Origin of the sequence: Pseudomonas fluorescens (assembly GCF_902497775.2) — a bacterium.
GTDB classification, from domain to species: Bacteria; Pseudomonadota; Gammaproteobacteria; order Pseudomonadales; family Pseudomonadaceae; genus Aquipseudomonas; species Aquipseudomonas putida_F.
The window spans coordinates 5378457-5394201 of the sequence record NZ_OZ024668.1 but is presented as its reverse complement, the minus strand read 5'-3'; the positions used below and the strand labels follow the sequence as shown (position 1 = coordinate 5394201).

The window sequence follows — 15745 nt, the reverse complement described above, 5'->3', positions numbered from 1 at the left end:
AGAGAAATTTATTAAAGCTTTGTTTTTATGTTTATTCTTAGTCAGGCACCTTTCTGTGGATAAGATTCTACAGGCCTTTGTTTACCTTATGTACAGAGATTCAAAACCCTGTGGTCTACCGGGGATGAGCGTTCTGGATAAGCGCTTTAAGCCTGTGGATTAAATGGCCAGTTACCCACAGGCAGAGTTATCTCCAGCCTTGAAGGCCAGTTATCAACGGAGCTGAGGGTGGGTTTTCCACAGGGCTTATTTCAGAGAAATGTGGATAGACGCGCAGGAATCAGCGCAGCACGAGCACTGCGGCTGTACTGACCAGGAGAGGGGATGGGAGAAACGGTTGCTGCAGTCGGGTCCGTTGCAGACCCGACTGTGGATAAGGACGCTTACTTGCCGATGCAGAAGCTGGAGAAGATCCGCCCAAGCAAATCATCGGAGCTGAATGCCCCGGTAATCTCGCCCAGGGCTTGTTGAGCCTGGCGCAGATCCTCTGCCAGCAGTTCACCGGCACCGGCTAGGGTCAGTTGGGCACGACCGTGCTCCAGGTGTGAACTGGCCTGGCGTAGTGCCTCCAGATGGCGCCTGCGGGCGCTGAAGCTGCTTTCGGCAGTCTGTTCATAACCCATGCAGGCCTTCAGGTGTTCACGCAGCAGCTCAAGGCCCATGTCGCTGTCCTTGGCACTGAGGGTAATGGTGACGTGGCCATCTTCACTTTGTTCCATGGCAATGGCTTCCCCGCTCAGGTCCGCCTTGTTACGAATCAGCGTGACCTTGGCCGGGTCCGGACGCAAATCGAGGAATTCTGGCCACAGGGCAAACGGATCACTGGCTTCCGGCGCCGTGGAATCCACCACCAACAACACCCGATCGGCTTCATTGATGGCCTTTAGGGCACGCTCCACGCCAATCTTTTCCACATGATCGTCGGTATCACGCAAGCCGGCCGTGTCGACGACGTGCAGCGGCATGCCATCGATGTGGATATGTTCGCGCAGGATGTCCCGAGTGGTGCCGGCGATATCGGTGACAATCGCCGCCTCGCGGCCAGCCAGTACGTTAAGCAGGCTCGACTTGCCGGCATTCGGCCGGCCGGCAATCACCACGGTCATGCCATCCCGCAGCAAGGCGCCTTGCCCTGCTTCGCGTTGCACTGTGGATAAATTATTGCGCACGTCATCGAGCATGTTCAGCACGTGACCGTCGGCGAGAAAGTCGATTTCTTCTTCGGGGAAGTCGATCGCCGCTTCCACATAGATACGCAGGCTGATCAATTTCTCGGTGAGGTTATCCACACGACGGGAAAATTCACCCTGCAGTGAGCGCAAGGCGTTACGCGCAGCTTGTGCAGAACTGGCTTCGATCAGGTCGGCGATTGCTTCGGCCTGGGCCAGGTCGAGCTTGTCGTTGAGGAATGCACGCTCGCTGAACTCACCCGGGCGCGCCAGGCGGCAACCCAGTTGTACACAGCGCTGCAGAAGCATATCGAGCACCACCGGGCCACCGTGGCCTTGCAGCTCCAGCACGTCTTCACCGGTGAATGAGTTGGGTCCGGGGAAAAACAGCGCAATGCCTTCATCCAGCACCAGGCCATCTTCTGCGCGGAACGGGCCGTAATGGGCGTGTCGCGGCGTTAGCGTTTTTCCACAGATGGCCAGCCCGGCTTGTTCGGCCAGAGGACCGGATAGCCGCACGATTCCCACGCCCCCACGTCCCTGGGCGGTGGCAATGGCGGCAATGGTTTCACGCACAGTGTTCATGCTCGAAGGCCTCACGACAAAAACGACAGATAGCAAAACGCCCCACGAGGGGGCGTTTATCCACAGGTTAGCTGGCTAACCCGTCAAGCAGCGGCTTTCTTGGTAGCCTTTTCGATGCTGCGGGTGATGTACCACTGCTGTGCGATCGACAGGCAGTTGTTCACAACCCAGTACAGCACCAGACCTGCAGGGAACCACAGGAAGAAGAAGGTGAAGATGATTGGCATCAGCTTCATCACCTTGGCCTGCATCGGATCCGGCGGAGTCGGGTTCAGCTGCTGCTGGATGAACATGGTCGCTCCCATGATGATCGGCAGGATGAAGAACGGATCCTTGATCGACAGGTCAGTGATCCAGAACATCCACGGCGCCTGACGCATCTCGACGCTTTCCAGCAGAACCCAGTACAGCGAGAGGAAGACCGGCATCTGCACCAGGATCGGCAGGCAGCCGCCCAGCGGGTTGATCTTCTCTTTCTTGTACAGCTCCATCATGGCCTGCGACATTTTCTGCCGGTCATCGCCATGCTGTTCTTTCAGGATTGCCAGTTTTGGTGCAACGGCACGCATGCGCGCCATGGAACGGTAGCTGGCGGCCGACAGCGGGAAGAACAGCGCCTTGATCAGCATGGTCAGGACGATGATCGACCAGCCCCAGTTGCCGAGCAGGCTGTGGATATGTTGCAGCAGCCAGAAGATTGGCTGGGCAATGAACCACAGAATGCCGTAATCGACGGTCAGTTCCAGACCTGGGGACAACTCTTTGAGTTTGTCCTGGATCTTTGGACCGGCATACAGCACGGTGCTGGTTTCGCCTTTGCCGCCGGCAGCAACGTTCAATGCCGGGCCGGTGAAACCGATGATGTAGTTGCCCTGGCTGTCCTTACGGGTCTGAACGATGTTGTTGTCAGACTTGTTTGGAATCCAGGCAGTTACAAAGTAGTGCTGCAGCCAGGCTACCCAGCCGCCGGAAACATTTTCTTTCAGATTTCCCTTGTCGATGTCTTTCATCGACACCTTTTTGTAGGGCTCCGAACTTGTCCACAGGGCTGCACCGAGATAAGTCGCGGTACCGGTTGCGGTGCTCGAGGAAGGATCCGAGCTGGCGTCACGCTTGAGTTGCGCGAACAGGTTACCGGTCCAAGGCTGGGCGCTCTGGTTGTCGATCAGGTAGCTGACGGTCAGGTCGTACTCACCGCGCTTGAAGCTGAAGCGCTTGATGTAGTTGACGCCGGCATCGCTGAACTTCAGGTCGACGACCAGTTGGTCCTGACCATCGGCCAGTTGATAACTTTTCTGATCAGCGGCATACAGCGGCCGGCCGGACGAACGTGCATCCGGGCCATTGACGCCAGTCAGACCGCTCTGTGCCAGGTAAGTACGCTCACCACCGTTGTCGAACAACTGGAACGGAATGTCCGGATGGTCCTGACGGCGTGGGTACTTGGGCAGCATCAGCTGGGCGATGTCACCACCGTTTGGATCGATAGCCAGATCGAGGACATCAGTCTTGACCCGAATCAGGTCCTTGCTGACCACGACCGGGGCAAGTTCTGCTGGGCTGGATTCAGCGTTGGCGCTCGGTACATCGGCGCTGGCGCCAGTGTTACCGGCCTGCGCGGTGTCCGGCAAGGCCGGGGCAACGTTGCTGGCAGCAGTATTCTGAGTCGGCAGGGCAGCCTGGCCATAGTCTTGGTTCCAGTTAAGGACCATGACGTAGGACACGATTGCCAGGGCGACGATCAGGATCGTGCGTTTAATATCCATGATTACTCGGCTATCGAAGAAGTACGGGAAGAGGAGGCAGGTGGAACCGGGTCAAAACCACCGGCATTCCACGGATGACAACGCCCCAGGCGACGAACGGTAAGCCACCCGCCGCGTAAAAGGCCATGTGTTTCGATGGCTTCGTACGCATAGCAGGAGCAACTGGGGTAGAAACGACAGTGACTGGCCATCAGAGGACTAATGGCATAACGGTAAAACTGGATCGGAACGAGCGCCAGTTTACGCATCTTGACTGTCTACCCCCACAGAGTCGGTGTTAACCACTGGAGCGGGCCGACTGCGTGCAAGGCGCTTCCAGAGCTTGCCAAAATGTTGGTGCAATTCTGGGTTTTCAATCTCGCCCAACCCTTTGCGCGCGACGATCACGATATCCCAACCGGCAAGCGAATGCTGGTTCAGGCGAAACGAATCGCGCATCAGGCGTTTCAGGCGATTGCGTTGAACGGAGAGCTTGACGCTCTTTTTCCCGATCACAAGCCCCAGGCGGGGATGATCAAGACCGTTCTCGCGAGCAAGGATCAGCAGGCATTTCCCTGGAACCTTGCCGGTTGGGGAGTCGAAGACCGCTTTGAAGTGTCGGGGAATAAGCAGACGCTTTTCCCGACTGAAGTCCTGACTCACCACCAGTGCCGAAAAATCAAACTGCCAGGCGCTTACGGCCTTTGGCACGGCGACGCGACAGAACGGCACGACCGTTCTTGGTGGCCATACGGGCACGGAAACCGTGAGTGCGAGCGCGCTTGATGGTGCTTGGTTGGAAAGTACGTTTCATGGCGTGTTACCTGGTTCGTCGACAACGGGCCGGAATGGCCCCCGTTTTAAGAGACCGGCGATTCTAGAGAAAGCAGGGCCGTAGGTCAATTTCCAACCAGCTTTTCCTTATGGACGGAAAATCGGCTCCGTTTGGGGGATCACCCGGGGCGAGCTGACAGGTCGCGAGTAACGGATCACTTAAACATAGAAAAAAAGAGAGGACTTATTTAAAGCTTTTTAGTGAATCTTATAAAGCTTATGTGGAGGATTTCTGTGGATAACAAGCTACAGCCCTTTAAATACCTTATGTACAGAGGAAAGAAACCTTGTCGAGAAGAGGTGCTCTTGCTGTGCTGTAGCTTCGGAAAAGCTGTGGATCAAATGGCATGTTATCCACAGGCGGGTTATCAACAGATTTCGACCCCCAGTTGTGCAAAGACCTCAGGTGCGGTTATCCACAGGGCTTATTCACATGCCCAGAACGACATTTTGGTCAGTAAACTGCTGATTTATCGCCATCCTTGACGCACCTGCATGTGGATAACTGCGCTGGCGCTGGGTACAATGGGCGCTTGTTTTTGCCTCACCGGCTTTCAACTCAGGGGATATCCGTGTCAGTGGAACTTTGGCAGCAGTGCGTGGAGCTTCTGCGCGATGAACTGCCTGCCCAGCAATTCAACACCTGGATCCGTCCGCTACAGGTCGAAGCCGAAGGCGACGAGTTGCGCGTCTATGCGCCCAACCGTTTCGTTCTCGACTGGGTCAATGAAAAGTACCTGAGCCGTCTGCTCGAGCTGCTGGGTGAACACGGCAACGGTATTGCGCCTGCCCTTTCCTTATTAATAGGCAGCAGACGCAGTTCGGCACCGCGTGCCGCACCCAATGCACCGCTCGCTGCGGCCGTTGCCGCATCCCAGGCCCAGGCTGCACAAACTGCGGTGGTCAGCGAACCTGTAGCCGCACCTGTCGCAGCCCAGGTACCGGTGGCCGAAGTCGAGGAAGCGCCTTCGCGTGACAGCTTCGATTCCATGGGCGAGGCCAATGCCGCCCCGGCGCCGAGCGGTCGCACCGAACAACGCACGGTGCAGGTCGAGGGTGCGCTCAAGCACACCAGCTACCTGAACCGCACCTTTACCTTCGAAAACTTCGTCGAAGGTAAGTCCAACCAGCTGGCCCGCGCTGCGGCCTGGCAGGTTGCCGACAACCCCAAGCATGGCTACAACCCGCTGTTCCTGTACGGCGGTGTGGGCCTGGGTAAAACTCACCTAATGCACGCTGTGGGTAACCACCTGCTCAAGAAGAACCCGAATGCCAAGGTGGTGTACCTGCACTCCGAGCGCTTCGTCGCCGACATGGTCAAGGCGCTGCAACTCAATGCCATCAACGAGTTCAAGCGCTTCTACCGTTCGGTCGACGCGTTGCTGATCGATGACATTCAGTTCTTTGCCCGCAAAGAGCGTTCCCAGGAAGAGTTTTTCCACACCTTCAACGCCCTGCTCGAAGGCGGCCAGCAGGTCATTCTGACCAGCGACCGTTATCCGAAGGAAATCGAAGGCCTGGAAGAGCGCCTGAAGTCGCGTTTCGGCTGGGGCCTGACCGTTGCGGTAGAGCCGCCGGAGCTCGAGACCCGGGTAGCGATCCTGATGAAGAAGGCCGATCAGGCCAAGGTCGACCTGCCGCACGATGCTGCTTTCTTTATCGCCCAGCGTATTCGCTCGAACGTGCGTGAACTCGAAGGCGCCCTGAAGCGGGTCATTGCTCACTCGCACTTCATGGGCCGTGACATCACCATCGAGCTGATTCGCGAATCGCTCAAGGATCTTCTGGCACTGCAGGACAAACTGGTGAGTGTGGATAACATCCAGCGCACCGTTGCCGAGTACTACAAGATCAAGATCTCCGATCTGTTGTCCAAACGTCGTTCGCGTTCGGTAGCCCGTCCGCGGCAGGTCGCCATGGCCTTGTCCAAAGAGCTGACCAACCACAGCCTGCCGGAGATCGGCGACGTTTTCGGCGGCCGCGATCACACCACCGTGTTGCATGCGTGCCGCAAGATCAACGAACTCAAGGAATCCGACGCGGATATCCGCGAGGACTACAAGAACCTGCTGCGGACTCTGACGACTTGATGAACGTCAGCGCAGCTTATTAAAGGCAAGGGACTAGACCATGCATTTCACCATTCAACGCGAAGCCCTGTTGAAACCCCTGCAACTGGTCGCAGGCGTCGTCGAGCGCCGCCAGACCTTGCCGGTACTGTCCAACGTCCTGCTGGTGGTACAGGGTCAGCAATTGTCGCTGACCGGTACTGACCTGGAAGTAGAGCTGGTTGGCCGTGTGCAATTGGAAGAGCCGGCCGAGCCTGGCGAAATCACCGTGCCTGCGCGCAAGCTGATGGACATCTGTAAAAGCCTGCCCAACGACGTGCTGATCGACATCAAACTCGATGAGCAGAAGCTCGTGGTCAAGGCCGGGCGTAGCCGCTTCACCCTGTCGACCCTGCCAGCCAATGACTTCCCGACTGTGGAAGAAGGCCCAGGCTCGCTGACCTGCAACCTTGAGCAAAGCCGCCTGCGTCGCCTGATCGAACGCACTAGCTTCGCTATGGCCCAGCAGGATGTGCGCTACTACCTCAACGGCATGCTGCTGGAAGTGTCCACCGATACCCTGCGCGCCGTCGCTACCGATGGTCACCGTCTGGCCATGTGCTCGATGCGTGCCGATATCGGCCAGGCTGATCGCCACCAGGTCATCGTGCCACGCAAAGGTATCCTCGAACTGGCGCGCCTGCTCACCGAACCGGATGGCATGGTCAGCATCGTTCTGGGCCAGCACCACATCCGCGCCACCACCGGTGAGTTCACCTTCACTTCGAAGCTGGTCGATGGCAAGTTCCCGGACTACGAGCGCGTGTTGCCCAAGGGCGGCGACAAGCTGGTGGTCGGCGATCGCCAGGCACTGCGCGAAGCCTTCAGCCGTACCGCGATTCTGTCCAACGAGAAGTACCGCGGCATCCGCCTGCAACTGGCTAATGCCCAGTTGAAGATTCAGGCCAACAACCCTGAGCAGGAAGAAGCGGAAGAAGAGATCAGCGTCGAGTACAACGGTAGCTCGCTGGAAATCGGCTTTAACGTCAGCTACTTGCTCGACGTACTGGGTGTCATGACCACTGAGCAGGTTCGTCTGATCCTGTCGGACTCCAACAGCAGCGCTCTGCTGCAGGAAGCTGACAACGACGACTCCGCTTACGTTGTCATGCCGATGCGTCTGTAATTTGTCCAGCAGACTCTAGATGTCCCTCAGTCGCGTTTCTGTCACCGCGGTGCGTAACCTGCACCCGGTGACCTTCTCTCCCTCCCCCCGCATCAATATCCTGTACGGCGCCAACGGCAGCGGTAAAACCAGCGTGCTGGAAGCCGTTCATCTGTTGGGTCTGGCCCGTTCCTTTCGCAGCACTCGCCTGACACCGGTCATTCAGTACGAGCAACTGGCTTGTACCGTATTCGGCCAGGTCGAATTAAGCGAAGGTGGTTCGAGCAATTTGGGGATTTCGCGGGATCGGCAAGGTGAGTTCACCATCCGTATCGATGGGCAGAACGCCCGTAGTGCTGCGCAGCTGGCAGAGATTCTGCCTCTGCAACTGATCAACCCGGACAGTTTTCGCCTACTCGAAGGTGCACCGAAAATACGCCGGCAGTTCCTCGATTGGGGGGTGTTCCACGTGGAACCCCGCTTCATGGCCACATGGCAACGCCTGCAGAAGGCTTTGCGGCAGCGGAACTCATGGTTGCGGCATGGTACACTTGACGCTGTTTCGCAAGCGGCCTGGGACCGGGAACTGTGCCTGGCCAGCGCGGAAATAGATGAATACCGTCGCAACTACATCAAGGCCTTAAAGCCCGTCTTTGAGCAAACCCTGAGCGATTTGGTCGAGCTCGAAGGGCTGACCCTGAGCTATTACCGTGGCTGGGACAAGGATCGCGAACTCAGTGAAGTGCTCGCCTCCTCCCTGCAACGTGATCAGCACATGGGCCATACCCAGGCCGGCCCACAACGTGCGGACCTGCGCCTGAGACTCGGCGCCCATAACGCGGCTGACATTTTGTCTCGCGGCCAGCAAAAGCTGGTGGTCTGTGCATTACGTATCGCCCAAGGCCATTTGGTTAGCCAGGCGCGTCGCGGCCAATGTATTTATCTGGTGGATGACTTGCCGTCGGAACTCGACGACCAGCATCGCCGCGCACTTTGTCGCTTGTTGGAAGACTTACGCTGCCAGGTGTTTATCACCTGTGTAGATCAAGAATTATTGAGGGAAGGCTGGCAGACGGAAACGCCAGTTGCTTTGTTCCACGTGGAACAGGGCCGTATCACCCAGACCCACGACCATCGGGAGTGAAGGCATGAGCGAAAATCAAACGTACGACTCCTCCAGCATCAAGGTGCTGAAAGGGCTAGATGCCGTGCGCAAGCGTCCCGGTATGTACATTGGCGACACCGATGATGGTAGCGGCCTGCACCACATGGTGTTCGAGGTGGTCGATAACTCGATCGACGAGGCACTCGCCGGCCACTGCGATGACATCACCGTAATTATTCACCCGGACGAATCCATCAGTGTTCGCGACAACGGTCGCGGCATTCCGGTCGACGTGCATAAAGAGGAAGGCGTATCCGCTGCCGAGGTCATCATGACCGTCCTCCACGCCGGCGGTAAGTTCGACGACAACTCCTACAAAGTATCCGGCGGTCTGCACGGTGTCGGTGTGTCGGTGGTTAACGCCCTTTCCGAGCAGTTGATCCTCACCGTTCGCCGCAGTGGCAAGATCTGGGAACAGACTTACGTCCACGGTGTTCCACAAGCGCCGATGAAAATCGTTGGCGAAAGTGAGACCACCGGTACCCATATCCATTTCAAGCCGTCGGCTGAAACCTTCAAGAACATCCACTTCAGCTGGGACATCCTGGCCAAGCGGATTCGTGAACTGTCCTTCCTCAACTCCGGCGTCGGCATCCTGCTGAAGGATGAGCGCTCGGGCAAAGAAGAACACTTCAAGTACGAAGGCGGCCTGCGTGCCTTCGTCGAGTACCTGAACACCAACAAGACCCCGGTCAACCAGGTGTTCCACTTCAGTGTTCAGCGTGAAGACGGCGTGGGTGTGGAAATCGCCCTGCAGTGGAACGACAGCTTCAACGAGAACCTGTTGTGCTTCACCAACAACATTCCGCAGCGCGACGGTGGTACTCACCTGGTCGGTTTCCGTTCGGCGTTGACCCGTAACCTGAACAACTACATCGAGCAGGAAGGCCTGGCCAAGAAGAACAAGGTTTCGACCACTGGCGACGACGCCCGTGAAGGTCTGACCGCGATCATCTCGGTGAAGGTACCGGATCCGAAGTTCAGCTCGCAGACCAAAGACAAGCTGGTGTCCTCGGAAGTGAAAACTGCCGTGGAACAGGAGATGGGCAAGTACTTCTCCGACTTCCTGCTGGAGAACCCGAACGAAGCCAAGGCAGTTGTCGGCAAGATGATCGATGCTGCGCGTGCCCGTGAAGCTGCTCGTAAAGCGCGGGAAATGACTCGTCGCAAAGGTGCGCTGGATATCGCCGGCCTGCCGGGCAAACTGGCGGACTGCCAAGAGAAAGACCCTGCTCTTTCCGAACTGTACCTGGTGGAGGGTGACTCCGCGGGTGGCTCGGCCAAGCAAGGCCGTAACCGCAAGACCCAGGCGATCCTGCCGCTCAAGGGCAAGATCCTCAACGTCGAGAAAGCACGCTTCGACAAGATGATCTCGTCCCAGGAAGTGGGCACGCTGATCACTGCGCTGGGCTGTGGTATCGGCCGCGAAGAGTACAACATCGACAAGCTGCGCTATCACAACATCATCATCATGACCGATGCTGACGTCGACGGTTCGCACATCCGTACCTTGCTGCTGACCTTCTTCTTCCGTCAGCTGCCGGAGCTGGTCGAGCGTGGCTACATCTATATCGCTCAGCCGCCGCTGTACAAGGTCAAGAAAGGCAAGCAAGAGCAGTACATCAAAGACGACGACGCCATGGAAGAGTACATGACCCAGTCGGCTCTGGAAGATGCCAGCCTGCACCTGGACGAATCCGCACCACCTGTTTCCGGCGTCGAGCTGGAGCGTCTGGTCAACGAATTCCGTACCGTGATGAAGACCCTCAAGCGTCTGTCGCGCCTGTACCCGCAGGAGCTGACCGAGCACTTCGTCTACCTGCCGGCGGTATCGCTGGAGCAGCTGGGTGACCATGCTGCCATGCAGGAATGGCTGGGCAAGTTCGAAGAGCGTCTGCGTACCAGCGAGAAGTCCGGCCTGCTGTACAAGGCCAGCCTGCGCGAAGACAAAGAGCGTAACGTCTGGCTGCCGGAAGTGGAAATCACCTCCCACGGCCTGGCCAGCTATGTCACCTTCAACCGTGACTTCTTCGGCAGCAACGACTATCGCACTGTCACCGCCCTCGGTGCACAGCTGAGCACCTTGCTGGGTGAAGGCGCCTACGTGCAGCGTGGCGAGCGCAAGAAAGCCATCACCGAGTTCAAAGAAGCACTGGACTGGCTGATGACCGAAAGTACCAAGCGCCACACCATCCAGCGATACAAAGGTCTGGGTGAGATGAACCCGGATCAGCTGTGGGAAACCACCATGGACCCAACCGTGCGCCGCATGCTCAAGGTGACCATCGAAGACGCGATCGCTGCCGATCAGATCTTCAACACCCTGATGGGCGACGCCGTTGAGCCACGTCGTGAGTTCATCGAGAGCAATGCCCTGGCAGTGTCCAACCTGGACTTCTGATCAGGCACTCCCGCTACAAACACAAACCCCGGCCAAAAGCCGGGGTTTGTTGTTTCTGCGCTGGGCTCAGAGGCCCAGTTCGCGCAAGCGTCGGTACAAGGTGCGTTCACTCATCCCCAGGTGACGCGCCAGCTCGCTGCGCGATCCATTGAAGCTGTCCAGGGCCTGGGCCAGTTGCCCGAGATTATCCCTGGAGCGGCGGTTCATGGTTTGCGTCGGCTCCAGTACCGATCCAAGTTCTGCGGGCAGATGCTCGGCACGAATCAGTCCATCGTCGGCAAACAGCCGCGCCCGTTCGAGGATATTGCGCAGTTCGCGAATGTTGCCAGGATAGGTGTACAAGCTCAGCCGATCCATCGCGTGGGGGTCGACCTTGGGTGCCGACGAGCCCGCCATCCGTTGCAACAAACTCTCGATCAACAACGGCAAATCAACGACCCGCTCGCGCAATGCAGGCAAGCGGATCGGGAAGCCGCTGATGCGGTAGTACAGGTCTTCGCGGAAGGTTCCTGCCGCGGCCATTTCCTTTAGTGGTTTATGGGTCGCCGAGACCAGCCGGAAATCCGAGTGAACCGTACGCAGGCTGCCAACTGGACGGAAGCTGCCGGATTCGATCAGGCGCAGCAGTTTGACCTGCATCGCCAACGGTACTTCGCCGATTTCATCGAGGAACAAGGTGCCGCCATGGGCCGCTTCCGCCAGGCCGATCTTGCGCTGGTGGGCGCCGGTAAAGGCGCCCTTCTCGTAGCCAAACAATTCGCTCTCGAGCAATGACTCGGTTAGGCCGGTGCAATCGACCACCACCAGCGGGCCGTTTGCCCTTGGACTGCCCAGGTGCAGGGCGCGGGCAAACAATTCCTTGCCGGTACCGGATTCGCCCTGAAGCAGCACCGGTATTTGCGCAGGTGCCGCGCGCTGCAGGCTTGCCAATGCGTCCTGGAATGCCGGTGAGCGCCCTACCAAGCCGTGTTGTTGGGGCTGAGCCGAGGCGACGGTGATGCTGGTCAAGCGCTCGACGAAAGCCACCACCTCACCTCGTTCGTCGAGGATCGGGCGCAACTCGACATCCACATGTTCCGGCCCGCGAGGAGTGTGGTGTACATGCAAGACACGCTCGGGCATACGGCTGTCCCAGGCCTTGCGCATCGGGCAGTGTTCGCCGGCCTGGTCGCAAGGGACGGCGTAGTGGTGAGATACCCGGTGGCACTTCGCACCAATGGGCGGCTGGCCGTCGATGCCGAACTGGCGCCGGTAGGCAGCGTTGGCGGCGAGGATGTTGTAGTCAGTATCGAGCACGATGGTCGGCTGGGCGTCGTGTTCGAGGTAGGACACCAAGGCCTGTACGGCAGGATGAGGAGCAACAGCGGAAGAAAAGGACATGGCGATACCTGGGCAAGCTCGGGCAAAGCTTAACTGAAGCTGCCAGGGACTGCCAAAAACTGCCAGGTGCTGCCATGTCACTGCCAACTATGCTGACAGTCTGGCAGCGGTTTTCCCTACGCAGCCTGCAATCATTGGGAAACAGCCTACCTGTTCGGTGGCACATATCTTGATGACAGCCTGTCCATTGCCAGCAAGGCTTGATAGCTGGCACCTGTGATGAATTCGGAGCGTAGTAGATGATCATCGGCGGCAACTTGTATGTGGAGGCACTCTTCGACAGTGTGACCTCGACCATCAGCTATCTGCTGATGGACCGGAGCAGCGGCGACTGTGCCTTGATCGACAGTGTGCTGGATTATGATCCGAAGTCCGGGCGCACCAGCAATGCTTCGGCAGACAAGCTGATTGGCCGGGTGAGCGAACTGGGCGGCAAGGTTCAGTGGATTCTGGAAACCCACGTGCACGCCGATCACCTGTCTGCGGCGGCTTACCTCAAGCAGGCCCTGGGTGGCCAGATTGCCATTGGCAGCCAGATCACCCAGGTGCAGAAAGTCTTCGGTGCACTGTTCAATGCCGATGGCGGCTTCGCCCGCGATGGCAGCCAGTTCGATGTGCTGTTCGACGATGAGCAGCCCTTCAGCATCGGCAACCTGCAGGCGCGTGCCTTGCATACACCTGGACACACGCCGGCGTGCATGACCTATGTAGTGGAGGTTGCCGGGCAAAGCATTGCCTTTGTCGGTGACACCTTGTTCATGCCCGATTACGGTACCGCCCGTTGCGACTTCCCCGGCGCCAGCGCACGCACCCTGTACCGCTCGATCCAGCGCATCCTCGCCCTGCCCGTCGAGACGCGCCTGTTCATGTGCCACGACTACCTGCCGGGCGGCCGCGAACTGCGTTACATGACCACGGTGGCCGAACAGCGCGCCAGCAATATCCATATCCGTGAAGGCATCAGCGAAGACAGCTTCGTCACCATGCGCGAAGCCCGCGACGCCACCCTGGAGATGCCGGTACTGATCCTGCCTTCGGTGCAGATCAACATGCGCAGCGGCCAACTGCCCGAACCTGAAGACAACGGAGTGCGCTACCTGAAGATCCCGCTCAACGTGCTCTGAGCTTCACCCCAGAATTATTATTAGAAGGACCCTGCCATGCATGCTCAACCCTCCCCTGCCGAGGTGCCGAAAGGCGACCACCATAAAGTGCTGATTGTCGGCGCCGGTGCCGCCGGTATAGCCGCCGCTTCCAGCTTGATCTGCCGCGACCCTTCGCTGGATGTTGCGATCATCGACCCTGCCGATGTGCACTACTACCAACCGGGTTGGACCATGGTCGGCGCCGGTATCTTCCAGGCGCCTTCGACGGCACGCACTATGGCCTCGACCATCCCCGGTGGCGTGCAGTGGATCAAGGCGCGGGTCGAGACGTTTGACCCGCAGGCACAAACGGTCACCCTCAATGACGGGCGGCTGCTCAGTTACGAACAGTTGGTAGTCTGCCCAGGGCTCAAGCTCGATTGGGACGCTATCGAAGGCCTGAGCGAAACCCTTGGGCGCAATGGCGTGACCTCCAACTACCGTTACGAGCTGGCGCCCTACACCTGGCAACTGGTGCAGAACCTGCGCGAAGGCCGAGCGCTGTTCACCCAGCCGCCGATGCCGATCAAGTGTGCCGGCGCGCCGCAAAAGGCCTTGTACCTGTCTTGTGATCACTGGTTGCGCAACGGCCGCTTGGGCAGCATTCAGGCGCAGTTCTTCAATGCCGGTGGCGTGCTGTTTGGGGTGCCCGACTATGTGCCGGCGTTGATGGAGTACATCGACAAATATGCGGTGGACCTGCAATACGCCCATCGCCTGGTGGCTGTCGATGGCCCGGGCAAGCGGGCAACTTTCGTGCGCACTCTGCCCGATGGCAGCAGCGAAACCCAGGTTCAGCCGTTCGACATGCTGCATGTGGTTCCGCCCCAGGTTGCTCCCGATTTCATCCGCAGCAGCCCGCTGGCTGACCAGGCCGGCTGGATTGATGTCGACCCGGCCACCTTGCGCCACAAACGCTACAGCAACATCCACGCCCTGGGCGACGGTATCAATACCAGTAATGCCAAGACCGCAGCGGCTGCGCGCAAGCAAGCGCCGGTGGTGGCCAACAATGTGCTGGTGGCCCTGGGTCGCCTGCCCAACCTCGCCCACTATGATGGTTACGGCTCCTGTCCGTTGACCGTCGAGCGCGGCAAGATCGTGCTCGCCGAATTTACCTATGGCGGCAAGCTGGCGCCGAGCTTTCCGCGCTGGCTGCTCGACGGCCGCCGCCCAACGCGCCTGGCCTGGTTGCTGAAGGCGCAGATCCTGCCGCCGTTGTACTGGCGCTGCATGCTCAAGGGCCGCGAGTGGCTGGCCAAACCGCGGGTTGTCGCCGAGGGCCTGCGGTGATCGAGCATCAATTTCTTGCGGCAGGTTTGGGCGCGATCATTGGTGCGGTGCTGGCGCTGACCGGCGCTGGTGGCGGCATTCTTGCCGTGCCCATGCTGGTCTTCGGTTTGGGTTTGTCGATGGTCGAGGCGGCGCCGGTCGGCTTGCTGGCCGTCGGCATGGCGGCGGCGGTAGGGGCCTTGTTGGGGTTGCGCCAAGGCCTGGTGCGTTATCGCGCGGCGCTGTTTGTGGCGTTGATCGGCATCGCCATTGCCCCCTTCGGCTTGATGCTTGCCCATCGCTTGCCGAACGGGCCATTGGCCCTGACCTTCGCCTTGGTGCTGATTTATGCCTGTGCACGCATGCTGCTCAAGGCGCACCGCGAGCTCCGTGGCCAGCCGCCTCTGGGTCAGCGCAGGGTAATGCCCTGCGTGCTCAATCCCTTGCAGGGGCGCTTGCGCTGGACCCTGCCCTGCGCCCGCGCCCTGGCCTTTACTGGCGCGCTGTCCGGTTTGCTTTCGGGCTTGCTGGGGGTTGGTGGCGGTTTCGTGATCATCCCGGCGCTGAGTCGCTACACCAACCTGGACATGAAGAGCACCGTTGCCACTTCGTTGGCAGTGATCGCCCTGGTGTCCACCGGCAGTGTGGTCAGCGCTACGGTCGGCGGCGTCATGCATTGGACAGTGGGCGCCCCCTTTGCTGGCGGCGCGGTGCTCGGCCTGCTGCTGGCGCGTCAGCTCGCCAGCAAACTGGCTGGACCACGTCTGCAGCAGATGTTCGCGACTGTGGGGATCTGCGCGGCCTTGCTGCTGGCGGTCAAAACCCTGGGCAGCTGA

The 15745-nt window shown here is 59.0% G+C and carries 13 protein-coding genes; 7 read left to right on the top strand and 6 right to left on the bottom strand.

The features are described from left to right. Positions 1 to 383: 383 nt before the first annotated feature. From mnmE to rpmH, 5 genes are all read right to left on the bottom strand, one after another. Entirely contained in the window at positions 384 to 1754 is a 1371-nt protein-coding gene (mnmE, locus tag F8N82_RS24795; RefSeq protein ID WP_038997901.1) for a tRNA uridine-5-carboxymethylaminomethyl(34) synthesis GTPase MnmE, read from the bottom strand. Positions 1755 to 1837: 83 nt separating this feature from the next. After that, positions 1838 to 3520, bottom strand: coding sequence for a membrane protein insertase YidC (yidC, locus tag F8N82_RS24790; RefSeq protein ID WP_038997899.1), 1683 nt, complete (start codon positions 3518 to 3520; stop codon positions 1838 to 1840). Between the two features lie 2 nt (positions 3521 to 3522). Then, the gene (yidD, locus tag F8N82_RS24785; protein ID WP_080764817.1) at positions 3523 to 3768 is read right to left on the bottom strand and encodes a membrane protein insertion efficiency factor YidD; all 246 of its coding nucleotides are present in this window, start codon (positions 3766 to 3768) and stop codon (positions 3523 to 3525) included. Beyond that, positions 3761 to 4165, bottom strand: a complete 405-nt coding sequence (gene rnpA / locus F8N82_RS24780) for a ribonuclease P protein component (RefSeq protein WP_010222710.1) — start codon at positions 4163 to 4165, stop codon at positions 3761 to 3763. The genes yidD and rnpA overlap by 8 nt, the downstream gene beginning before the upstream one ends. A gap of 13 nt (positions 4166 to 4178) precedes the next feature. Continuing rightward, entirely contained in the window at positions 4179 to 4313 is a 135-nt protein-coding gene (gene rpmH, locus F8N82_RS24775) for a 50S ribosomal protein L34 (protein WP_002551315.1), read from the bottom strand. Positions 4314 to 4905: 592 nt separating this feature from the next. On the opposite strand from rpmH, the gene dnaA reads away from it, so the two are divergent. The 4 genes from dnaA to gyrB are packed head-to-tail and all read left to right on the top strand — an operon-like array spanning position 4906 to position 11112. Beyond that, on the top strand, positions 4906 to 6423 hold the full coding sequence (gene dnaA, locus F8N82_RS24770; RefSeq protein ID WP_038997898.1) for a chromosomal replication initiator protein DnaA: 1518 nt from the start codon (positions 4906 to 4908) through the stop codon (positions 6421 to 6423). Between the two features lie 40 nt (positions 6424 to 6463). Then, the gene (gene dnaN / locus F8N82_RS24765; RefSeq protein WP_038997897.1) at positions 6464 to 7567 is read left to right on the top strand and encodes a DNA polymerase III subunit beta; all 1104 of its coding nucleotides are present in this window, start codon (positions 6464 to 6466) and stop codon (positions 7565 to 7567) included. A 19-nt stretch (positions 7568 to 7586) separates the two neighbouring features. Beyond that, the gene (recF, locus tag F8N82_RS24760; protein ID WP_010222707.1) at positions 7587 to 8690 is read left to right on the top strand and encodes a DNA replication/repair protein RecF; all 1104 of its coding nucleotides are present in this window, start codon (positions 7587 to 7589) and stop codon (positions 8688 to 8690) included. Between the two features lie 4 nt (positions 8691 to 8694). After that, entirely contained in the window at positions 8695 to 11112 is a 2418-nt protein-coding gene (gene gyrB / locus F8N82_RS24755) for a DNA topoisomerase (ATP-hydrolyzing) subunit B (protein ID WP_038997895.1), read from the top strand. A 66-nt stretch (positions 11113 to 11178) separates the two neighbouring features. On the opposite strand, the gene F8N82_RS24750 is transcribed toward gyrB, so the two are convergent. After that, entirely contained in the window at positions 11179 to 12492 is a 1314-nt protein-coding gene (locus F8N82_RS24750; RefSeq protein WP_038997894.1) for a sigma-54 interaction domain-containing protein, read from the bottom strand. Positions 12493 to 12731: 239 nt separating this feature from the next. Here F8N82_RS24750 and F8N82_RS24745 point away from each other — a divergent pair, with 239 nt between their 5' ends. From F8N82_RS24745 to F8N82_RS24735, 3 genes are read left to right on the top strand one after another with little or no spacing between them, the layout of a single operon-like run. Then, complete coding sequence (locus tag F8N82_RS24745) at positions 12732 to 13616, top strand: MBL fold metallo-hydrolase (protein WP_038997892.1); 885 nt, start codon at positions 12732 to 12734, stop codon at positions 13614 to 13616. Positions 13617 to 13652: 36 nt separating this feature from the next. After that, the gene (locus tag F8N82_RS24740) at positions 13653 to 14930 is read left to right on the top strand and encodes an NAD(P)/FAD-dependent oxidoreductase (RefSeq protein ID WP_038997891.1); all 1278 of its coding nucleotides are present in this window, start codon (positions 13653 to 13655) and stop codon (positions 14928 to 14930) included. Then, positions 14927 to 15745: a sulfite exporter TauE/SafE family protein gene (locus F8N82_RS24735; protein ID WP_038997890.1), complete on the top strand. Its 819-nt coding sequence runs from the start codon at positions 14927 to 14929 to the stop codon at positions 15743 to 15745. The genes F8N82_RS24740 and F8N82_RS24735 overlap by 4 nt, the downstream gene beginning before the upstream one ends.

Excerpts from the sequence above, each read along its gene's own strand:
- recF (WP_010222707.1), top strand. The coding sequence starts at position 7,587 with ATGTCCCTCAGTCGCGTTTCTGTCACCGCGGTGCGTAACCTGCACCCG.
- yidD (WP_080764817.1), bottom strand. The coding sequence starts at position 3,768 with ATGCGTAAACTGGCGCTCGTTCCGATCCAGTTTTACCGTTATGCCATT.
- mnmE (WP_038997901.1), bottom strand. The coding sequence starts at position 1,754 with ATGAACACTGTGCGTGAAACCATTGCCGCCATTGCCACCGCCCAGGGA.
- dnaN (WP_038997897.1), top strand. The coding sequence starts at position 6,464 with ATGCATTTCACCATTCAACGCGAAGCCCTGTTGAAACCCCTGCAACTG.
- F8N82_RS24745 (WP_038997892.1), top strand. The coding sequence starts at position 12,732 with ATGATCATCGGCGGCAACTTGTATGTGGAGGCACTCTTCGACAGTGTG.
- F8N82_RS24750 (WP_038997894.1), bottom strand. The coding sequence starts at position 12,492 with ATGTCCTTTTCTTCCGCTGTTGCTCCTCATCCTGCCGTACAGGCCTTG.
- rpmH (WP_002551315.1), bottom strand. The coding sequence starts at position 4,313 with ATGAAACGTACTTTCCAACCAAGCACCATCAAGCGCGCTCGCACTCAC.
- gyrB (WP_038997895.1), top strand. The coding sequence starts at position 8,695 with ATGAGCGAAAATCAAACGTACGACTCCTCCAGCATCAAGGTGCTGAAA.
- yidC (WP_038997899.1), bottom strand. The coding sequence starts at position 3,520 with ATGGATATTAAACGCACGATCCTGATCGTCGCCCTGGCAATCGTGTCC.
- F8N82_RS24740 (WP_038997891.1), top strand. The coding sequence starts at position 13,653 with ATGCATGCTCAACCCTCCCCTGCCGAGGTGCCGAAAGGCGACCACCAT.